Below are 19,539 nucleotides of genomic sequence, written 5' to 3' on the forward strand. Positions count from 1 at the left end.
CAAAGTTGATTGTATGAGCTTTCTATTACTTCTCGTTATTGCCGCTATCTGCGGTGCTATAGGGCAAAGTATCGCTGGTTATTCTCTGGGAGGATGTTTGATTTCTACAGTAGTGGGATTTATTGGAGCGTTAATTGGCAAATGGCTGGCCGCTGAAATGGGACTTACCTATATTTTACCCATCGAGGTGGGTGGGGAAACCTTTCCAATCATTTGGTCGATTTTGGGATCAGCTCTTTTTGCCGTTGCTATTGGATTATTGTCCCGCGGAAAAGATCAGTTAAGGAAATAATGGATTCGCCGGAAAGAGGGAAATGCTATCTAAAATATATATTTGCTAAAAGTTATTTCGAGCGAGAAAAATCCTGATTGAAAGGATTGTCATCAAAACCCGGAGTAATTTTTATAAAGCCGTGAGATGTTGCATTATGACACGAGTTGCAAGAGTTATTAAGTTCTATTGTTTTCTGTCTCACTTTATCCCAGTTTTTGTTAGCCAATGCAGTTTCTAAAGGCTCCACAGCCGGATCAAAAATTATATTCATAAATTTTTTGATGTCATAACCTTCGTATGACGGAATATTTTCTTTAATGTCATCAGCAGCTGCTTCTACTTCATGTAAATAAAAATTAGCTAGTTCATGATTTTTTGCTTCAACTGCTAAAGCATATTTATGGAAATACGTTTGTAGTTGTCCCATTGCAACTGCCAGTTCTGGAGTATCTTCCTTTGCTTTTTTAAGCCCTTGCTGGGACGCGGAACCATTATTTTCGGGTTCTTTGGTTGTACATCGGATCATTACAAGGGCACAAAGAATAAGACTTAAAGCAGTAAATAGGATTTTTGCCGAGCTATCTTTTTCAGCCATTATTTAGAATGATAAATTCACTATTTAAAATGAATCTAAGTATATAAAGAAAATATAAAAGGTGGAACCCATTTCGGTTTATTTAAATAGCTAAAACAGACGAGCAACACTAATATTTACAAAGAAGGCCGGTTCATCCAAGCGAGTGGCGAAATCGACCCGGAACAGATCTAATATTCCATTTAGAGATGCGCCTACCTCCCAGTGGATGTTGTTCGTAACTTTTGTTGTGTACTCCGGCTGATTGATTAAGGAACTTTCATTAACCCATGTTTGTGCCGCGCCGCCAAAGACTATAAAGCCAATGTTATTGGTAACCAATGGTCGCAATCCCAATAGCTCAAACGGGATGGTGCGGAAATTGTGTTCGGCAGTCATAGACAGGTACTGTTGCCCCTGATAGGGGCGATTTCGAATTGTTCTCATTACACCATACGGAGCTGTAGAACCGATGGTGCCGTCAATAATGCCCCATTTTTGTGGAGGGAGGTCTCCGCTATAAGTTCCGCCTTTGATATTAAAATCAAGGGTGTTAGCCAAGAATCGCCGTTGGTAGAATGTGGGAAATGACCACGACATGAATCCTGTATAACGAGTGAATTCAAAGTCGCTGCCAAGTACGTCTGTGGCATGCTCGATGCTAAGCTGTATCGTTTTTTGTGAGGTTACTCCAAAATTATAGTCTTCATCTACGTTATATCCTGTGGTAATATCAATAGAGCTGAGAGTGCCTTCAGGGATAGCAGGATTTGCCAGAAAGTTGGACCTGCCTAAAATATCATAAGCAGTAGTTGTTGGCAGTGAGGTGTGGGTTTCATGATTATATCCCATCTTAAAAGACAGGTTATGAGGAAAATCCCAGTCGGAAAAAAGTCGAAAACCTTCTGATCGATAGTAATCAAAGTAACCTTGGTGTCCCAGTAAGTTTGGCAGTGTTGTATAATATGGATTATAGATGTGGGAATGATATCGGGTTTCAGTACCTGCGCGATATTCCCCTCCAATAACTGCTGATCCCCATTTTCGTTGAAGCCATTCGATGTTAAAGCCGCCCCCGTAACTCCATTCGCGGTAGCCGGTACTGTATCCGCCCTGACCACGAACCCCCAACCAGTCGGTGGCATCAATGCTATAGCGTAACCCCAGAAAAGCCTGGTCTACCCGATTGTATCTACCATCAGGAGTAATATTGCCGGGTACTTCATTTAAAAAACTCAAAAACCTGGAGTCGGATTTTTCACCTTCCTCTTCATCATCTAAAAGGTTCGCTAAAAAACCGCTCGGCTTAAACGCTTTTTCGAGCGTCGCAGTGCTATCAAGGGTGGCGTAAGCCAGCTCTTCTTCAGTTGATAATGGAACGGTATTAACCTGTTGGGCAATCAATGAATCGGATTGAACGGTAGTACTGTCAACGCTGAATTGGTCTTCCTTTTCGTAAAGGGAATCGGGTAGTGAGGTATTGACCCGGTAGTTGGTGATACGGGAAAGCTGCTTGAATTTAATCATAGGAAAATCAAGCCCCACCATTTTTATTTTGATATCCCCACCAATACGCACATCCACCGGTAACCAAAAATTCTGACCAAAGTTGTTGAACTGTTGTTTATAAGATGTTTCGAATGACTTTATTGGAGCAGGAAAGGTTACCACATCATTAGGAGTTAAATGTACTTCAATGAGTGCGTATTTATTTGCCAGTATGTAGGCCGTTCCTCTAAATAACGGCTGAAGTTTGCGAGCGGGGGTAACTTCAATTTCGTAGACCGTTTGATTATCGAGGGAGGTTTGATCTACAAGTTTAAAATCGTAATAGTCCAATGCATCGGGATGGGTAATGCCCACTAAATTGAATTCAGCAATTTCGATGTTGTCATCATAAAAGTTCGGTAGGTAGCTTACTCCTGCAAAGTTACTTGCGGCCTCAATATTAGCAGTCTGGCGCTTGGATTTTTGCACCTCGCGATGTCCGCGCTGCTTATCCCAGAAAACTTCCGAAACAGACTCTGTAATAGACACAATGGCCGTATCGTTTGATAATGTTTGCCGGGTATAGGCTTCTGCGTGATAGGTTTCGAGTTGTTTACGCCATTGTTGCTTACGTTTGATAACTTCGCGCATAATACGCATGCCCGGATCTTCATCGGTAACTACAATTTCCTGCATTTCGGTTACCGAGGAATTAAGCGAGATATTTTGTTTTCCCGAAGAGTTTCGGGTGATGGTTAACTGCTGGGTTTCATATCCGATGTAACGAATAAGAAGCGTTGCGGGTAGCAGGGAATCGGGAATTGTTAACGAAAAATTGCCATTGCTGTTGGTTATAGTACCGCGATAGGTATCCTTAATCAGAATATTGGCAGAGGGCAGCGTTTCTTTAGTTTCAGCATCAATAATAGTACCGTTTATTGTCTTTTGGGCTTGGAGGGAAGAGCAAACAAAAAGCAAAAGAAAAAGTGCTGATAAGAATTTTTGGCTTCGGGACATCGATCTATTTTTGGTTTGTGAGCAACAGCACAGTTGTACTAATATTACTGTTTTTTGTTACGGGATACTGGATAAATCATTTTAAGCTTCTCCATACGATTCAAAATCATTCATGTGGTTCGGATAGACTAATTAATAAACCGTTTATAGCTTGCGACAAGCTTATCCTGATCAATTCCGATATAATAAAGCAGAAGGATCAGCGTAAAGACCAATTGCAGCTTTATAATTCCATTATCCCGGTATTTTTGAGCGGAAGTAATTACATGTTCATCCAGTATTACAAAAGAAAATTTCTGCTTGATACGCCGGATGAATTCTTGATCCTCCATTACGATATGATCTTCACGGAATCCCTGTTGTTCGCGAAATGCATTTTTGGTAATAAATAGGCTTTGATCTCCAAAACGAAATAGATCAATGTCAAAACGGGTGAACCATCCGTAAAGTTGTAACAGAAAATGATCATCGTTAAAATCTAGCTGGAAACACCCTGCTTGATGACCTTGGCTCACAGCTCTTTTTATTAAATTATCAAAATTATAGGGGGGATGAGTATCAGCATGCAAAAAATAGAGGATTTCTCCCTTAGCTTGTTTGGCACCGAAGTTCATTTGGGCTGCTCGCCCTTTCTCGGGACTTTTTAAAATTTTTGCCGCTGTGGCCTCGGCTTTTTGGATCGTTTTATCAGTACTTCCCCCGTCAACAACGATAGTTTCCCAAATATGACCGTTACTGTGTTGACGTACCTTTTCTATAGTTTGTGTTATAGAATCGGCCTCATTAAAAGCGGGAATAATGACGCTGATACTCATAGTATCAATCAGTAACCAGGTTTGAAGCTTTAAGGTCTTCCACAGTATCAATATCGTTGAGAACAGGTAGCTGTTTGTACGAAAGATTCATGTCTTCAAATTTTTGAATGGTTTCGTCAAAAACCGAAGAGGTGCTCCACGATTTGTCTTCAAAAACGGAGGGATAAAATGCTGTCGTTCCCAGTAGATAATAGCCGCCGTCTCTTGCGGGCCCAATAACAGCCTGATGATTTTCCAAAGCCTGAAAACTTTGTTCAATTAATTCAACATTAAGTGTACTGCAGTCGCTCCCGATAATCACCACTTTCTGATACCCATAGGCAAACGCTTTTTTGAATGCATGTTGCATTCGAAGGCCAAGGTTGTCGCCTTTTTGGAGATGTTTTTCATAATGGCCATCCGACCAGATATCATCATCATCGATAAAACGTGAGTACCAAATTTGCCTAGAAACGTCCAGTTGATCCGTAACTGATTTAGTAATTCTTAAAAGCTTTTGATATACCTGCAGTGCTTTGGTTTGCCCAACAGTTTTGGCAAGCCTGGTTTTCACCTTTCCCTTCTCAGGATTCTTTGCAAACACAATAAGAAGACTATTGCCGTCGCTTGAGTTATTTTTCTGTGTATCCATGATAAAAAATTCTGCCTAGGTTGTAGCGCCTCCACAACTGCTGCCGGCACCGGCTGTACAGCCAAAGCAGTGCTGGTTGATCTTGATTTCCCGGTCGTTGAGCTTGGCTTCATTCCAGTCGCTGATGTGCCGCGGGGCCTCCTCTTCAACCGGCATTTCCAGCATCTGGTTAAAATCGCAATCGTAGAGGGTGCCGTCCCAACCTACCGAAATGGTATCGCGACACATGACCCCTTTGGCGGCAGCGGGATTAAAAGAAGTAATCAGTCGATTCATGTATTCATCCAGATTGTCAGATTCTAGTAAAAAGTTGAGGTATCGGCTGATAGGCAGATTGGTAATAGTAAACAAATTATTGAAAACGATGTCGTGTTTACGGTCGAGCTGTCGCTTGAATTCTTTCTCAAGCGATTTTTGACTGCCTGGTAAGAAAGCGCCGGTAGGATTATAAACCAAGTTTAGCTCCAGTCCTGATCCCTCTTTGCCGTAGCCTATTTCATTCAGTTTTTTTAAGGCTTCGATAGAGCGGTCGTAGGTACCTTCTCCACGCTGTCGATCGGTCCGAGACTTGTTATAAAAGGGTAGTGAACAGGTTACCTCTACACCGTGTTTGGCAAAAAACTCAGGCAATTCCTGATACTTGGGAGCGGTGGTCAGGATGGTCAGGTTCGATCGCACGATGATATCCTTGCCAAGCGCAGAAACCTGCTCAACGAACCACCGAAAATGGGGATTCATCTCCGGGGCACCGCCGGTTAAGTCTACTGTTGATATATCGGAATTTTGCAAAGCCTCCAAGCATTGTTCAAGGGTTTCTTTGGTCATAACCTCGTCACGATTCGGCCCCGCATCTACATGACAGTGTTTACAGGTCATGTTGCACATGTAGCCTACATTAATTTGAAAAATTTCTATACCGGTGGGGCATAGAGGAAATAGGTCTATCTCTTCAAGTTTTTCCTGAAATTTAGGCTGCTGCCGCAGTGACTCTGAGTAGTTGTTAAGCACATCTAACTGATATGCAGGATCAGAAAGATTGTGGCTAATTGTTTTTAGCGATTTGATCATAATACGTTACTTACTTTATAGCTAGTTAGGATGAGGAGGAAACAAGAATAGTATTACATGCTCAGATCTTTGGTCTTATTCATCATTTGTACGCCATGTACGAGTGATGAACCGCCGCGGATGGCCGAAGCAACGTGAACAGCTTCCATCATCTGCTCTTCGCTTGCGCCTTTTTCCAGGCTTTCTGTAGTATAAGCGTCTATGCAATAGGGGCATTGTACCGTATGTGACACCGCTAATGCAATAAGTGCTTTTTCCCGAGCACTCAGTGCTCCTTCTTCAAAAACAGCTCCATAGTAATCAAAAAACTTCTCGGCTAATTCGGGACCAAATTCACCAACATCTTCAAACTTTTTTAAATCTTTGGGATTGTAATAATTGTCGCTCATTGTGTGGTGTGATTTAATTTTAAGTTACCGTGAATGCAATGGCTGAATAAGCAATATTTTAAACATCATACTAAGGGATAAAAGGTAGTAGAAATTTTGACGAGTATTCATTCTTCCTTCTTACGATTTTAATTCTAATAGAAGTAAATAACCAAATCCGAAAAAAAGTAATTCGTAAAAAGATGTTGAGAATAGTAAGAAGATGCTTCAATGAGATATCTTTTATTTGTACATGAACCTTACTATTCCTATCAATGGATTAAAGGTAAACGAAAAAACACCCTTGCATGAAATATGATTATGATTTGCTTGTGATTGGCGGTGGAGCAGCTGGACTTACCGCAGCCGGCATGGGAGCTAATTTTGGGGCTAAAACGCTAATGGTGGAAGTTGATATGCTGGGCGGCGACTGTACCTGGCATGGCTGCATCCCAAGTAAAACATTATTGCACCTTTCGAAAGTAGCGAAAAATGTGAGAGAAGCTGAACGGTTTGGTTATCAGAAATCTAAAGGCGTAGATTTTTCGGTTGTGATGGAGCATGTCAGATCCAAGCGTGAGGAGGTTTATGAGGAGGCAGATGATCCGGATATCTTTCGCAAAATGGGTGTGGATATTGAATTCGGTGAGGCATTATTTATTGACGACCATACGATACGCATTATTAAGGATGAGCAAAACAGAAAGGTCTCTTCGCGGTATATTATTATTGCAACGGGTAGCAAGGCGAAAGTGCCTCCCATCAAAGGGATTGAAGAGATATCGTTCCATGCCAATGAATCGATTTTTGAGCTTGAAAAACAGCCGGAAAGTCTTGCCATTATTGGAGCCGGCCCCATTGGTATTGAGATGGGGCAGGCGTTTCAACGACTGGGAACGCAGGTAACCGTTTTTGATATGCTTCCGCGTATTCTCTCCAACGATGATGAGGAGCTAGCCGGAATGCTCCAGACTTATTTAGCAGATGAGGGGATTAATTTTAAGCTCGCTGCCGATATTAAAAAGTTATCGGAAACTTCGGATGGAAATATTAGGATTGAAGCAGAAGTTAAGGGACAACCTTTGGTTTGGGAGGGAAGTGAAGTGCTTGTTGCGGCGGGGCGCAGTGCCAATTATGAAGGATTGCAATTAGAAAGTGCTGGAATACATCATCAAAAGAACGGTATTACCATTGATGACCGGTGCCGAACGAATAAAAAACATATTTATGCAGTGGGGGATGTTACGGGACAATATCAATTTACCCACATGTCCGAGCACATGGCTAAAGTTGCAGTGACAAATGCACTGCTCAAAATACCGAATAAGATCGATCGGAAGCATGTACCTTGGAGTACATATACTGAGCCGGAGCTGGCCCATGTAGGGGCAACAGAAGATGAACTGCTAGAGAATAATATTTCATACAAAACGTATCGATTCCCATATGATAAAATTGATCGTGCAGTTACTGATGAGGCTACTGAAGGACTAATAAAAGTTTTTGCAAAGGAGTGGAACGGCAAAATACTGGGTGCCACAATTTGCGGAAAGCAAGCTGGAGATCTTATTGGAGAATATGCACTGGCGATGAGAAATGGTGTCACGCTCAGAAATATTTCTGATACTATTCATCCATATCCTTCCTATGGGCTTGGGGTACGAAGGGCAGCAGACCAGTGGTATATTCAGAGTCAGGCGACTTGGATGGTGAAATTAGTAAAATGGGTGTTTGGTTACCGGGGAACGGTTCCGGACTTAAGTGATGAGAATCGCATTCTTTAGTAACGAACAATAAAAAAAGTCCGCCGACTAAGGCGGACTTGAAAAACTACTCTCTCTTGATATTATTCAACGGCTTATCTGCTAGTAAGACCATTGGAAAAGGAAATCCTTACAAAATTTCTTTTCATATTTTATTATTTTATTTCATGCATTTATTCATATTATATGTATAATTGGTTCTTATGAAATCACTTACAGAGAAACAGCGAAAACTTTGGGAATATATTTTAAGCTTCTACGAAGATTTTGGTCAGTTTCCCAGTTATGAAAATATGCAGCAAGAGTTTGGGTATAGCTCTTCCAACAGTATCTACCAGCACCTTCAGGCGCTTACCAAGAAAAACTATTTGACCAGGCACGGCCGTGGAAATTACGAGATTCATCCTGCCAAGCGTAACGAACTTAGTGGTTTTTATCCCGGAATCCCTGTTAAGGGACGCATTTCAGCCGGAGCTATGCACGAGGCTATAAGCGAGAATCTCGGGCACCTGCCGGTGGAGATTCATCCTGAAAAATCCGATCACTATTTTGCCCTGATTGTTGATGGTGAAAGCATGATTGATGCTGATATTCGTGATGGTGATTATATCATTATTGACCCGCGTGAGCCCAAAGATGGAGAGATTGGGGCGATTCGTTATCGAGGGGAAACTACCTTAAAGACCATTCGGAAAAAAGAAGATGGCATTATCTTACAACCCGAGAATCCATCGTATGAACCTATCGATATTACGCCTGATGAATGGGAGGAGATCATGGTATATGGAACGTATGTTGGCAAGGCTTGGAAGAACGGCGACGATTGGGGTCTTATCTTTCGGAACGGGTAATTAAGAGTTGAGAGATAGACAGTATCTCTTGCAGATGATCTTTCGAAAAACTAAATATGAAGTTTGTCAGAAGGCATTGGTATACTGTTTCTTGCTGTTAACGAAACAATAAGATGCTATTTCTTGACTTGAACTATACGTAACATGATGACATCATAAATTGCATGGGCACTCATGGCGGCAATTAAGCCGCTATATTCAAAAAGATAGCCGAGTAGCATGCTGAGCCCAAACATCATAAGCCCAAATAGCATGTGACCTGCCGATTTGAATTTAAAGTAGCCATGGATGCCGATAAAAATAGCGGAGGTGATCCAGATACCGGCTAAAGGCTGTATGGCTCCGCGAAAAAGCAATTCTTCTCCCACCCCGGCAAAGGCTGAGAGTTGAATACGGTCAAAATTGGAGAGCTTTAACTTTGAAATCATATCAACGATATAGAAATCATGTAAGACCTCTGAAACCGGTGGGCGATTTATAATTAAGGCAATTACGGCTGCAGCCCCACTACCCGCTGCAATTCCAATAATAAGCTGACTTAATGTGGAGTAGCCATGCTCAAAAGCTTTGATTAAGTTTTCATTGTGTATGTAGTGATAAATAAGAAAAGCTAACAATAGGTAGGTGACTCCGGAGATAACAGAGATAATCAGTAATTCTTTGCTTGATGTCTCCCGGGAATCATCATTGGAAGATAAATATTCGCTCTTCTTTTTTATCATAAAAAATGACAAGACTTCGAGTGTATTTTGACTATTGTTTGATGATGATCAGATCCCAAAAGTATTAATTTGTAAAACCAATTCGCATAAAAGTGCGAATTCTGTAAGTTAGGAAAAACAGTTGCATTTTCTTGTTTCAAAACACCTAACTAAATACTTTTTTGATTATGAAACGTTTCTTGCTCTTCCCCTTAATACTAGTTTTAGCATATTCGCATGCGGCTCAGGGTCAGGATCTAAGGATTGATCCCCAGATGTATGAAATCATTGATAAAGTAAGTGCAGATCGGTTGGAATCAGATATCCGAAAGCTGGCCAGTTTTGGAACCCGTCATACTATGTCGGATACAGCTTCTGATACGCGCGGTATTGGCGCGGCGCGGAGATGGATCAAAAAAGAATTTGAAAAGATCAGTGAACAGTGCGGTGGTTGCCTGGAAGTGCACGAACAGCGCACCTTGGTTGAGGGTGATCCCGATAGTCGCATTGACGAAGATACATGGGTGGTAAACGTGTATGCTGTTTTGAAAGGCAAAACCCACCCTAATCGATATGTGATTATGAGTGGTGATATTGATAGTCGAGCTTCGGATATAATGAACGATACCATTGATGCGCCGGGTGCCAATGATAACGCCTCGGGCATGGCAGGTGCAATTGAAGCAGCACGGGTCTTATCGGATTATGAATTTGAAAGCAGTGTTATTTTTGCCGGATTATCTGGTGAAGAGCAGGGACTCTACGGCGGACGTCACATGGCGGAGATGGCCATAGAAGAAGGCTGGGATATTATTGGGGTGCTTAATAATGATATGATTGGGAATATCCGTGGTATTGACGGGGTGGTTGATAACCGTGAGTTTCGCATATTTTCAGAGCCCTATTCCTCTCAGGCCACCGAACGCGAGTTACAGATGAAGCGCTTTTTCGGTGGAGAGAATGATGGAATATCTCGTCAGTTGGCTCGGTATATCTACGAAACTACAGAATTGTATATGCCGCAGATGGATCCAATGTTAATTTACCGTTTGGATCGCTTTGGTCGCGGTGGTCATCACCGGCCGTTTAATGAAGCCGGTTTTGCGGGAGTTCGGATTATGGAAGCTCACGAAAATTACACGCAGCAGCACCAGGATATCCGTATCGAAAATGGAATCGAATATGGTGATGTAATTGAACATGTTAATTTCAATTATGCCCAAAAGTTAACAGCTGTAAATGCTGTAGCAATGGCTTCGTTGGCCAAAGCGCCACCAAAGCCTAAGAATGTAGAAATTGGTGGAGCTGTTGAGCCATCCACTACGTTACGCTGGGAAAAGCCGGATAGTGATCTTGTCAAGGGATACAAAATTTACTGGCGTCCAACGTCGGAGCCGCTCTGGGAAAGTCAGCGGTATGTAGGAGATGTTAGTGAATTTACTCTTGAAAATATTGTTATCGACAACTATTTGTTTGGGGTATCAGCCGTTGGAAAAGACGGACACGAAAGTGTGGTATCTTATCCTTCTGGATTGATTCGAGATTAGAAATCATCATATGCCGAAATGAATTTTTTATAATATAGGACCATGAAAAATCTATCGTATTTATTACTGTTAGCAATCTTTGCTTTTGTGTTTTCAACGGATACAGAAGCCCAATCAAATGTTTTGACACTTGAGAATGTATTTGATCTGGAGTACGTCTCCGATACGCAGATTTCTCCTGATGGCAACAAGATCGTCTATCAGCGAAATTTCATGGATATTATGGATGATCAACGTCGTTCAAACTTGTGGATTGTTAATTCCGATGGGAGCCGCCACCGTCCGTTGACCTCAGGCAATAACAATAACTTTTCGCCGCGTTGGTCGCCCAGTGGGGATCGCTTGTTGTTTGCATCTACAAAAAGTGGATCCAGCGAACTGTATATGCGGTGGATGGATACAGGAGAAACGGCTAAGATTACTAATCTGACACAGTCTCCAAGTTCAATAACTTGGTCGCCGGATGGAGAATATATAGCTTTTACGATGTTTGTGCCTCGTGAAGATAAACCCATGGTTTCGCTGCCCGGCAGACCCAATGGGGCTGATTGGGCGGAACCGGCTAACGTAATTGATGATCTGGAATACCGTCGTGATGGGGCGTCCGGATTTGTAAAGGATGGGTTTACGCATGTATTTGTTATTCCGGCCGATGGAGGAACCCCGCGACAAATTACGGAGGGTGATTATAATCACAGTTCGCTTGAATGGACCGCTGATGGAGAGCATCTTATTATTTCGTCCAATCGAAAAGAGGATTGGCAGCATAAGGAACGCGATACCGAACTGTATAAGGTTTCGATTGATGACGGAGAAATGACGCAGCTTACTGATCGCCGCGGACCGGATTCGAGTCCCAAGATTTCACCCGATGGCAATAAGATTGCCTATCTTGGTTATGATGATAATATGGATAGCTATCAGCTTACGAATGCATATGTAATGAATGCTGATGGTTCTGAAAAACGAGTGCTTACAGATAATTTTGATCGTAGCATAAGTAATCTGCAGTGGGTCGAAGATGGTTTGTACCTGCAATACGATGATGAAGGTAATGGCAAGATCGGTTTTATATCTTTAAATGGAGATAATGATATTCGAAAAGTGGCGGATGATCGCGGTGGAACGACAATTGGACGCCCATATGGTAGTGGATCTTATACAGTGTCATCGGGTGGGCATATCGCTTACACTTATGCTACGCCATACCATCCGGGTGATGTGGCTGTAACTGATCAAGACGGCAATATGAATCGATTAACAAACGTCAATGAAGATCTATTTGGTCATAAAACGCTGGGTGAGGTTGAAGAAATTTGGTACGAATCTTCGTATGATGGCAAGCAGGTTCAAGGTTGGATTATCAAACCGCCCAATTTTGATCCCGATAAAAAATATCCGCTGATCCTGGAAATTCACGGTGGTCCGCACACGAATTACGGTGATCGATTTACAGCTGAGCTACAGCTAATGGCTGCTAAAGGTTATGTGGTGATTTATACCAATCCGCGCGGCAGTACAAGTTATGGAAAGGCTTTTGGAAACTATATTCATCATAATTATCCCAGCGAAGACCACGACGATTTAATGTCGGGTGTTGATGCAGTAATTGAAAAAGGATATGTGGATACTGATAGTTTGTACATCACCGGTGGGAGCGGTGGCGGTGTGCTTTCTGCTTGGGCTATTGGCCAGACGGATCGCTTTAATGCCGCAGTAGTTGCAAAACCGGTCATCAACTGGTACAGTTTTGTATTAACGTCAGATGGCTCTTCATATCATAAATATTGGTTCCCCGGAGTCCCATGGGAAAATCGCGACCACTATATGGATCGGTCTCCAATATCGTTAGTAGGTAATGTAACAACGCCGACGATGCTACTAACCGGGGAGGAAGATTATCGCACTCCGATGTCCGAAACCGAGCAATATTACAGGGCATTGCAGTTGCAGAAGGTGGAGTCAGTGATGGTACGTATTCCTGGCTCGGGACATGGCATTGCCAGTCGTCCAAGTAATTTGATGAGCAAAGTTGCACATATTTTGGAATGGTTCGGTAGGCACTGATCGTTTTGTATTTTGTCATTTAGGAATGAACCCCGGTGGGATGGCCTCATCGGGGTTTTTCTTTAGTATGAAACACAGAAAAATTTTTCTTTCAATGAATTAATGTCCCTAATATCTTCAGCATCAATAATAAAGGATTGATAAAAAAGCTCTCTTTAAAATGGATTTATCGAATAGAACTGCTATATCTATTGTGTTTTTGTCAATATTTGCTGGTGTCTTTTTGGTGCTGGGTATTTGCCATACTACCCGGGCACAGAAAGCCGAAACTTTGGATACGCTTGTAGTTTCAAAAGAGGTGGTGATCTCTTCCAGCCGAGTGCCCCAAACTGCTGCGGGGTCAGGCAGAAATATCACTACTATTTCAGATCGAATGATTGAGGATACTCCTGCTCATACGCCCGATGAAATGCTCCGTTATATTCCGGGAGTTGAGGTACAATCGCGCGGTGCTTTTGGTGTACAATCAGATTTTAGCCTGCGCGGGAGTACCTTTTCGCAGGTACTGGTCTTGGTTGATGGCATGAGGATTAACGATCCTCTTACAGCCCATTTCAATTCAAATATCCCGGTGGCCCCGGCCGAAATACAGCGTGTCGAAGTTCTCCACGGGCCTGCTGCGGCGCAATACGGTGCTGATGCGGTAGGTGGTGTTATCAACATTATCACGCATACTTTTGGAAGTCAGCCAAATGAGGAGAAGACCAATGCACGTCTTCAAGTTGGCTATGGACAAAATGATCTCAAGAAGGGACGAGGCGGATTCTATCACAGTAACCAAGATTATCGCATCGGGGGTGGCGGTATGTGGCATCAAAGTCCGGGGCAGACACTGACCGACGATTACAAAAATCGATTTAATATTGCGAATGGATCTATATCCGGGGGCGTAAAACTGAACAATAACTGGGATTTAGCACTCCGAACAGGATACGATTATCGTGATTTTAATGCTCGTTATTTCTATACCGCAAGTCCATTTGATGATGCCACCGAAACAGTATCTGCGTGGTGGAACCAGATGCGATTACAACGGTCATCCGAAAATAGTGTTACAACAGTAAAGGGATCGTTCAAAAGAAACAGCGATGAATATGTCTTTAATCCCAATGTGCCAGCTAATGAGCATACCACCACGCTTGGCTCGCTTCAGATGTACCAATATAGAACATTGGCAGCGGAATGGGACTTGACCTTTGGTGCACAGCTTAATAATCGCCGAATTCGCAGTACCGATCGCGGAGATCATGATAACTGGCACTATGCCGGCTTTACAATGCTACAGTGGCAACCGACCAATCCGCTTACGGTATCGGGAAGTTTGCGATTAGATCACGACGGGAATTATGGCACAGAGCTGATGCCTCAGATTAGCTTTTCCTATCAGCAAGAACGATGGATTTTACGCGCATCAGGTGGAAGAAGTGTTCGTGCTCCCAGCTTTACAGAACGATTTATTTCGACCAATCTAGCCGGGCCATTAGCCGAAGGACGTAATCTCGGAAACCCTTGGCTGCAAGCCGAGCGGTCATGGTCGGCTGAATCCGGTGTGGATCTGTTTCCCTGGAAAAATGTACGGTTTTCAGCAACAGGGTTTGTCCGTGAATCAACGAATTTGATTGACTATGCAATGACGAATGCAAATCAAATTCGTAATGACGAGAATCTACAGACGGGTGGAAATTACCTGTATGCTCAAAACATCAATAACGTAACTACTGCCGGAGTGGAAACGGAGCTTACTGTAAGTCAAAACCTGGGCAATAACTGGCTGTTTAACAGTACGTTGGGGTATGCTTTTACTGACTTTTACGGAGATGAAGATGTTGCCTCCAAGTATATATCTAATTACGCACGACACTTAGTAAATGGAATTCTCAGTGTTAGTCATGGTCCGGTAGAGGGATCGGTAAGTGCTGTATGGAAAAAACGACAGACAACGCAGAATGCCAATATTAACGCGATCAGATCATCTGTTTACAGTTTGTGGAATGTGAAGCTAAATTATGAACTTACGCAGCAGTTATCGCTTGGCATTCAGGTTGATAATGTATTTGATCAAGAAAACCAGGATGTGCTGGGTGCTCAAATGCCAGGCCGCTGGGCTGTTGGGACGGTACGTTGGAATTTGTAAATAATTATTCCAAGTTTTGCTTAATTTAAAATCCCCGCACTAAATCATGCGGGGATTTTTTTCTGATGCATCATATTAATATCTAAACCCCATAAATAGCTATAAACTATTATGGATTATTGATTCATGCGTTTGCTCTGTCGCCATCCCTGCCAGGCAGGAATTCCCTTCTTATTACGTAGTTGAAGAGTCATTTGACCGCGTGTTATTTCGGCTGCTATAATTGCAGGTTTGTTTTTAAATGTAATGCGTGAACCGGTGATGACAACCTGATCACCCTTTTTTAGTTCTTCTTGTTGTTCCAAATACCAGCTTGGCCCAAGGTGGACGGGTATGGATTCATTGTCAGTTTTTACGGTCATATGTACGCCCATCGAATCCGCTGTTGATTTACTGGGGTGATAGGTAATATTTAGGACTTCACCCTTTATGGTTTCTAAGGTTGAGGGGTTAAATGGCTGATGGTACTTTTGCTTTGTCATGTTTTTACCGGATTGCTTTTGGCCAAAAGCAATCGTTATTAAGGGCGCGATCACAAAAAGTAAGATGAGATTTATAATTAGTCGTTTCATAATAGGTTATGAAATAGGTTATTTTGCTATAGTTATAGTTTCAGGCTCCATCCTATGCCTATACTAACATCTGATGCCGATTCAGTTAGTCCAATACTAAGATTGGAGTTCAAGCTCACTTTATCAGATGCTTGTATGTTTATTCCGGCTCCTACAGTAAGAGGGGGGTCAACATTGTCAATAATTTGTGTTGTGCCGGAGAAAGATATGAGCCCCATCCATTTGCCGTTAGTAAATGATTGTCCCAAAGCTGCGCTGTAGGTTACTATATTATTGAAATCAAGGTCGTCCATATCGCCTAATTTCCAGAACATACCATTTGCCAGCAAAAGTGTTTTTGTGGTGACACGTTGCGACCATGATAGGCCCCCACCCCAATCCCATTTCCCGGTACCAAAACCTTTTTCTGGATTGGCAAGCGGCAGTTTTATGCCCCCACTAGCGCTTATAGTTGTTGTTCGATCCTTTGTCGATAAAACTTCGAAGGATGCAGACATGGAGGGATCACCAAAATTAGCTTGAGTATAACTCAAGGTATCAGAAGTACCCAAGTCAATTTTTCTGTTTCCTCTTCTCATACCTGCGTTTGAGTTGTTGCCAACCATACTGTTTTTAGGACCGCCGGTGGGCAATATGCCAGTCCCTACGTTGGAAACCCAAGGTGTATTTTGAGTAATAAAGGGGACGGATAGAGAAATACTTCCTTTATCTCCTGATATACTTACACCATTATTAAAGTAAAAGCTGCCGGTTCGTTCTGTAAAATAGTACGAACCGGTGGCGTATTGTAAAGAACCGCTATAGCTTACAATTTGAGCACTTGCATAATTGAAGCTGGCCAAAATGAGTAATCCGTGTATAGTCAGCGCAAATTTTAAGGATTTCCAAAAGAAACCACTCTTAATCATTTTCGTTTAGCTGTGCGGTTTTTTGTTGTTGGATACGTTTGGTAAGCCGTTCCATTGCTTGCACAGCATCTTCTGCCTGGGTCGACATTTCACCAAGATGTTTTTGGAGTCGTTCCATTTCTTGTTGCATCTCCTTGTCGCGCATCATCTCCTTGTTTTGCATCATCAAATCACACCGTTCTGCCGCATTTTTCATGTTACCGAGTGCCATATGTAACTGTTCATTAAATCGGTACATCATACGGTATTGATTTTTTACTTGCTCATCCTGCAGTTGCTGCATCTGCCGATTCATCTCTTGATTCATTCTTTGTGTGCGTTCCTGAAGGTCATTCATTTTCTGGGTCATTTTTTGCATTTCCTGCATCTGTTGATGCATTTTCTGCTGTCCGGTTTGCTGAGCAAACAAAAGAGGTGAGCTTACCAGGATTATAAAAGTTGCTAATAGTAGTTTTTTCATGATGTAGTATTATTTATTGGTTGGGGGTATTACTTTTATGAAAGGTGGATGTTTTAATGGTTCCAAGACGTGCTGATTGCACATAATGTCTTGCGGGAGCAATACTTACGTTCCTGTAAGGGAAAACCCTATGTGCCAGGATTTTAATGATTTAATTGACTTTTGTCGTTCTTTTATAAATTTATCAAAATGATATGTGCAGCATTATTAAATAATCAACAAACTAAATAGAGAGGATTGCTATGAATAGATTAATGTTCTGGTTAATAGGATTGGGATTGGCTTTAAGTATTGCGGGATGTATGCCATCAGATGAGCAGGAGGAGAAACCTCCACTACTGGATCGAAACCTGTTTTTTGGAAACCCGGAAATAACAGGAGCCCAGATATCACCTGACGGCAATTATGTGGCATTTCGAAAGCCTTATAAAAACGTTATGAATATTTGGGTAAAGGAAAGTGGTGCTGACTTTGAGGATGCTCAGCCGATTACTGCTGACACAACTAGGCCGGTTCGCGGATATTTCTGGAGTAAAAACAGTGAATATATTCTCTATGTTCAGGATAAAGGAGGAGATGAAAACTTCAATATTTACGCTGTAGATCCCTCAGCAGAAGACGGGGATCTTGGAGTACCACAGGCACGAAATCTGACTAATCTTGAAAATGTTCGTGCCCAGATATTGGCGGTACCTGATGCCACCCCCAATGAGATTATTGTTGGATTAAACGATCGCAATCCACAGTTGCACGATGTGTATCGGTTAAATATCGAAAGCGGTGAGCGTGAGCTTATCCGTCAGAATGATGAGGGTATTGCCGGATGGGTTATTGATAACGATGGAGAACTCCGATTGGGAGTGCGTCAAACACAATCCGGAGGTACGGAATTGCTTCGGGTTGATGAAGATGAATTGGTGAATGTTTTTGAAGTAGATAACGAAGAGACCCTAAATCCCATTCGTTTCCACAAGAATAATGAGCAGTTATACATGGCAACGAACAAGAATAGAAACCTTAGCAGCCTTTTCTTATTTAATCCACAGACCGAAGAACTGTCTCTTGTTGAAAGGGACCCAGAAAAAGAAGTTGATTTCAATGGCGCTATCTTCTCAAATGAAACTGAAGAATTACTGGCAACAACTTACGTAGGAGATCGATTACGGGTCTATCCGAAAGATGAACAGTTTAAAAGGGATTACGAGGTTATGAAATCCGAATTACCTGACGGAGAAATTAATTTTGGCGCCCACACTTCCGATGACCAGATGTGGATTATCAATGTGGAACAAGATGTGGATCCCGGATCGACCTATTTATATAATCGGTCTGATGAATCGTTGGCGAAGTTGTATGAATCTCGACCCGAACTAGAGTCTAACCATCTTGCAGAGATGAAGCCCATTCAATATACGGCTCGGGACGGATTGGAGATTCCAGCTTATCTAACGTTACCGAAGGGCTATGGAGAAGAAAACCTTCCGGTAATAGTGTATCCGCACGGTGGACCTTGGGCACGAGATACTTGGGGCTATGACCCTATGGTGCAATTTTTAGCGAATCGAGGATACGCTGTATTCCAACCTAATTTTAGAGGATCTACCGGTTACGGAAAAGAGTTTTTGAATGCCGGAAATGAAGAGTGGGGTACCGGTTTTATGCAGCATGATATTACCGATGGTGTGAAGTATTTAATTGCAGAAGGTATCGCTGATTCATCAAGGGTTGCGATATATGGAGGTTCCTACGGCGGGTATGCTACTCTTGCGGGGTTGGCATTTACGCCGGATCTGTATGCCGCAGGCGTTTCTTTTGTAGGTCCTTCGAATATAATCACATTGCTCAATTCCATCCCACCTTATTGGGAGCCTATTCGAAAAATATTTTCTGTGCGCGTAGGAGATCTTGATGATCCGCAGGACGTTGAGCGGATGAAAAAGCAGTCGCCACTATTTTCTGCAGATCAGATTGAGGCACCACTAATGGTAATACAGGGAGCAAATGATCCCAGGGTTAAAAAGCAGGAATCTGATCAGATCGTACAAGCTCTACGGGAGTTAGATCGGGAAGTACAGTATATTGTAGCTCCTGATGAAGGGCATGGTTTTGCAAGGGAGGAAAATAGAATTGCAGCTTTTACTGCAATGGAAGAGTTCTTTGCCGATCACATAGGCGGTCGATACCAAGAAGATATGAAGCAGGAAATTTCAGAGCGTCTAAAGGAAATAACAGTAGACATTAGTACTGTTGATGTGGAAGGGATAAAGGATTAATCTTTTCCTCATATCAATATTTCCACAA

The 19,539-nt window shown here is 42.4% G+C and carries 17 protein-coding genes; 7 read left to right on the forward strand and 10 right to left on the reverse strand.

The window, feature by feature from the left end:
* Positions 1 to 13: 13 nt before the first annotated feature.
* The gene (locus ACT3IB_RS05785) at positions 14 to 292 is read left to right on the forward strand and encodes a GlsB/YeaQ/YmgE family stress response membrane protein (protein WP_491538061.1); all 279 of its coding nucleotides are present in this window, start codon (positions 14 to 16) and stop codon (positions 290 to 292) included.
* 52 nt (positions 293 to 344) lie between these two features.
* Here ACT3IB_RS05785 and ACT3IB_RS05790 read toward each other — a convergent pair whose 3' ends face one another.
* From ACT3IB_RS05790 to ACT3IB_RS05815, 6 genes are all read right to left on the reverse strand, one after another.
* On the reverse strand, positions 345 to 869 hold the full coding sequence (locus tag ACT3IB_RS05790) for a hypothetical protein (RefSeq protein WP_491538062.1): 525 nt from the start codon (positions 867 to 869) through the stop codon (positions 345 to 347).
* Positions 870 to 959: 90 nt separating this feature from the next.
* Entirely contained in the window at positions 960 to 3,353 is a 2,394-nt protein-coding gene (locus ACT3IB_RS05795) for a DUF5686 and carboxypeptidase-like regulatory domain-containing protein (RefSeq protein ID WP_491538063.1), read from the reverse strand.
* 128 nt (positions 3,354 to 3,481) lie between these two features.
* Entirely contained in the window at positions 3,482 to 4,168 is a 687-nt protein-coding gene (locus ACT3IB_RS05800) for a TIGR04283 family arsenosugar biosynthesis glycosyltransferase (protein ID WP_491538064.1), read from the reverse strand.
* A 4-nt stretch (positions 4,169 to 4,172) separates the two neighbouring features.
* Positions 4,173 to 4,799, reverse strand: a complete 627-nt coding sequence (locus ACT3IB_RS05805) for a TIGR04282 family arsenosugar biosynthesis glycosyltransferase (RefSeq protein ID WP_491538065.1) — start codon at positions 4,797 to 4,799, stop codon at positions 4,173 to 4,175.
* A gap of 15 nt (positions 4,800 to 4,814) precedes the next feature.
* On the reverse strand, positions 4,815 to 5,864 hold the full coding sequence (arsS, locus tag ACT3IB_RS05810; protein ID WP_491538320.1) for an arsenosugar biosynthesis radical SAM (seleno)protein ArsS: 1,050 nt from the start codon (positions 5,862 to 5,864) through the stop codon (positions 4,815 to 4,817).
* Between the two features lie 56 nt (positions 5,865 to 5,920).
* Positions 5,921 to 6,256 carry an arsenosugar biosynthesis-associated peroxidase-like protein gene (locus ACT3IB_RS05815; protein ID WP_491538066.1) on the reverse strand — a complete coding sequence of 112 codons (336 nt, stop codon included), beginning with the start codon at positions 6,254 to 6,256 and terminating at the stop codon, positions 5,921 to 5,923.
* 287 nt (positions 6,257 to 6,543) lie between these two features.
* Between ACT3IB_RS05815 and ACT3IB_RS05820 the strand changes: the two genes are divergently transcribed.
* Positions 6,544 to 8,019 carry a dihydrolipoyl dehydrogenase family protein gene (locus ACT3IB_RS05820; protein ID WP_491538067.1) on the forward strand — a complete coding sequence of 492 codons (1,476 nt, stop codon included), beginning with the start codon at positions 6,544 to 6,546 and terminating at the stop codon, positions 8,017 to 8,019.
* A 182-nt stretch (positions 8,020 to 8,201) separates the two neighbouring features.
* Complete coding sequence (locus ACT3IB_RS05825) at positions 8,202 to 8,849, forward strand: LexA family protein (protein ID WP_491538068.1); 648 nt, start codon at positions 8,202 to 8,204, stop codon at positions 8,847 to 8,849.
* A gap of 116 nt (positions 8,850 to 8,965) precedes the next feature.
* Here ACT3IB_RS05825 and ACT3IB_RS05830 read toward each other — a convergent pair whose 3' ends face one another.
* Positions 8,966 to 9,571 carry a CPBP family intramembrane glutamic endopeptidase gene (locus ACT3IB_RS05830; RefSeq protein WP_491538069.1) on the reverse strand — a complete coding sequence of 202 codons (606 nt, stop codon included), beginning with the start codon at positions 9,569 to 9,571 and terminating at the stop codon, positions 8,966 to 8,968.
* A gap of 167 nt (positions 9,572 to 9,738) precedes the next feature.
* On the opposite strand from ACT3IB_RS05830, the gene ACT3IB_RS05835 reads away from it, so the two are divergent.
* The 3 genes from ACT3IB_RS05835 to ACT3IB_RS05845 all read left to right on the forward strand — a co-directional run bounded on the left by ACT3IB_RS05835 (position 9,739) and on the right by ACT3IB_RS05845 (position 15,298).
* Complete coding sequence (locus ACT3IB_RS05835; protein ID WP_491538070.1) at positions 9,739 to 11,097, forward strand: M20/M25/M40 family metallo-hydrolase; 1,359 nt, start codon at positions 9,739 to 9,741, stop codon at positions 11,095 to 11,097.
* A gap of 42 nt (positions 11,098 to 11,139) precedes the next feature.
* A complete protein-coding gene (locus tag ACT3IB_RS05840; protein WP_491538071.1) occupies positions 11,140 to 13,164 on the forward strand; it encodes a S9 family peptidase in 2,025 nt (674 codons plus the stop codon).
* A 160-nt stretch (positions 13,165 to 13,324) separates the two neighbouring features.
* Positions 13,325 to 15,298: a TonB-dependent receptor plug domain-containing protein gene (locus ACT3IB_RS05845; protein WP_491538072.1), complete on the forward strand. Its 1,974-nt coding sequence runs from the start codon at positions 13,325 to 13,327 to the stop codon at positions 15,296 to 15,298.
* 116 nt (positions 15,299 to 15,414) lie between these two features.
* Here ACT3IB_RS05845 and ACT3IB_RS05850 read toward each other — a convergent pair whose 3' ends face one another.
* Genes ACT3IB_RS05850 through ACT3IB_RS05860 form a run of 3 tightly spaced genes read right to left on the reverse strand, consistent with a single transcriptional unit; the run spans position 15,415 to position 17,238 of the window.
* On the reverse strand, positions 15,415 to 15,870 hold the full coding sequence (locus tag ACT3IB_RS05850; RefSeq protein ID WP_491538073.1) for a MamS/MamX family magnetosome protein: 456 nt from the start codon (positions 15,868 to 15,870) through the stop codon (positions 15,415 to 15,417).
* Positions 15,871 to 15,902: 32 nt separating this feature from the next.
* Positions 15,903 to 16,778: a transporter gene (locus tag ACT3IB_RS05855; RefSeq protein ID WP_491538074.1), complete on the reverse strand. Its 876-nt coding sequence runs from the start codon at positions 16,776 to 16,778 to the stop codon at positions 15,903 to 15,905.
* Positions 16,771 to 17,238, reverse strand: coding sequence for a hypothetical protein (locus ACT3IB_RS05860; protein ID WP_491538075.1), 468 nt, complete (start codon positions 17,236 to 17,238; stop codon positions 16,771 to 16,773). The genes ACT3IB_RS05855 and ACT3IB_RS05860 overlap by 8 nt, the downstream gene beginning before the upstream one ends.
* A 242-nt stretch (positions 17,239 to 17,480) precedes the next feature.
* Between ACT3IB_RS05860 and ACT3IB_RS05865 the strand changes: the two genes are divergently transcribed.
* Entirely contained in the window at positions 17,481 to 19,511 is a 2,031-nt protein-coding gene (locus tag ACT3IB_RS05865) for a S9 family peptidase (RefSeq protein ID WP_491538076.1), read from the forward strand.
* Positions 19,512 to 19,539: the final 28 nt, after the last annotated feature.

The organism is Fodinibius sp. GM21 (assembly GCF_058386955.1).

What these genes read in the sequence shown, in the direction of transcription:
- ACT3IB_RS05865 (WP_491538076.1), top strand. Translation starts at nt 17,481, where the DNA reads ATGAATAGATTAATGTTCTGGTTAATAGGATTGGGATTGGCTTTAAGT.
- ACT3IB_RS05850 (WP_491538073.1), bottom strand. Translation starts at nt 15,870, where the DNA reads ATGAAACGACTAATTATAAATCTCATCTTACTTTTTGTGATCGCGCCC.
- ACT3IB_RS05825 (WP_491538068.1), top strand. Translation starts at nt 8,202, where the DNA reads ATGAAATCACTTACAGAGAAACAGCGAAAACTTTGGGAATATATTTTA.
- ACT3IB_RS05860 (WP_491538075.1), bottom strand. Translation starts at nt 17,238, where the DNA reads ATGAAAAAACTACTATTAGCAACTTTTATAATCCTGGTAAGCTCACCT.
- ACT3IB_RS05855 (WP_491538074.1), bottom strand. Translation starts at nt 16,778, where the DNA reads ATGATTAAGAGTGGTTTCTTTTGGAAATCCTTAAAATTTGCGCTGACT.
- ACT3IB_RS05795 (WP_491538063.1), bottom strand. Translation starts at nt 3,353, where the DNA reads ATGTCCCGAAGCCAAAAATTCTTATCAGCACTTTTTCTTTTGCTTTTT.
- ACT3IB_RS05800 (WP_491538064.1), bottom strand. Translation starts at nt 4,168, where the DNA reads ATGAGTATCAGCGTCATTATTCCCGCTTTTAATGAGGCCGATTCTATA.
- ACT3IB_RS05790 (WP_491538062.1), bottom strand. Translation starts at nt 869, where the DNA reads ATGGCTGAAAAAGATAGCTCGGCAAAAATCCTATTTACTGCTTTAAGT.
- ACT3IB_RS05785 (WP_491538061.1), top strand. Translation starts at nt 14, where the DNA reads ATGAGCTTTCTATTACTTCTCGTTATTGCCGCTATCTGCGGTGCTATA.
- ACT3IB_RS05840 (WP_491538071.1), top strand. Translation starts at nt 11,140, where the DNA reads ATGAAAAATCTATCGTATTTATTACTGTTAGCAATCTTTGCTTTTGTG.
- ACT3IB_RS05805 (WP_491538065.1), bottom strand. Translation starts at nt 4,799, where the DNA reads ATGGATACACAGAAAAATAACTCAAGCGACGGCAATAGTCTTCTTATT.
- ACT3IB_RS05820 (WP_491538067.1), top strand. Translation starts at nt 6,544, where the DNA reads ATGAAATATGATTATGATTTGCTTGTGATTGGCGGTGGAGCAGCTGGA.
- ACT3IB_RS05830 (WP_491538069.1), bottom strand. Translation starts at nt 9,571, where the DNA reads ATGATAAAAAAGAAGAGCGAATATTTATCTTCCAATGATGATTCCCGG.
- ACT3IB_RS05835 (WP_491538070.1), top strand. Translation starts at nt 9,739, where the DNA reads ATGAAACGTTTCTTGCTCTTCCCCTTAATACTAGTTTTAGCATATTCG.
- ACT3IB_RS05815 (WP_491538066.1), bottom strand. Translation starts at nt 6,256, where the DNA reads ATGAGCGACAATTATTACAATCCCAAAGATTTAAAAAAGTTTGAAGAT.
- ACT3IB_RS05845 (WP_491538072.1), top strand. Translation starts at nt 13,325, where the DNA reads ATGGATTTATCGAATAGAACTGCTATATCTATTGTGTTTTTGTCAATA.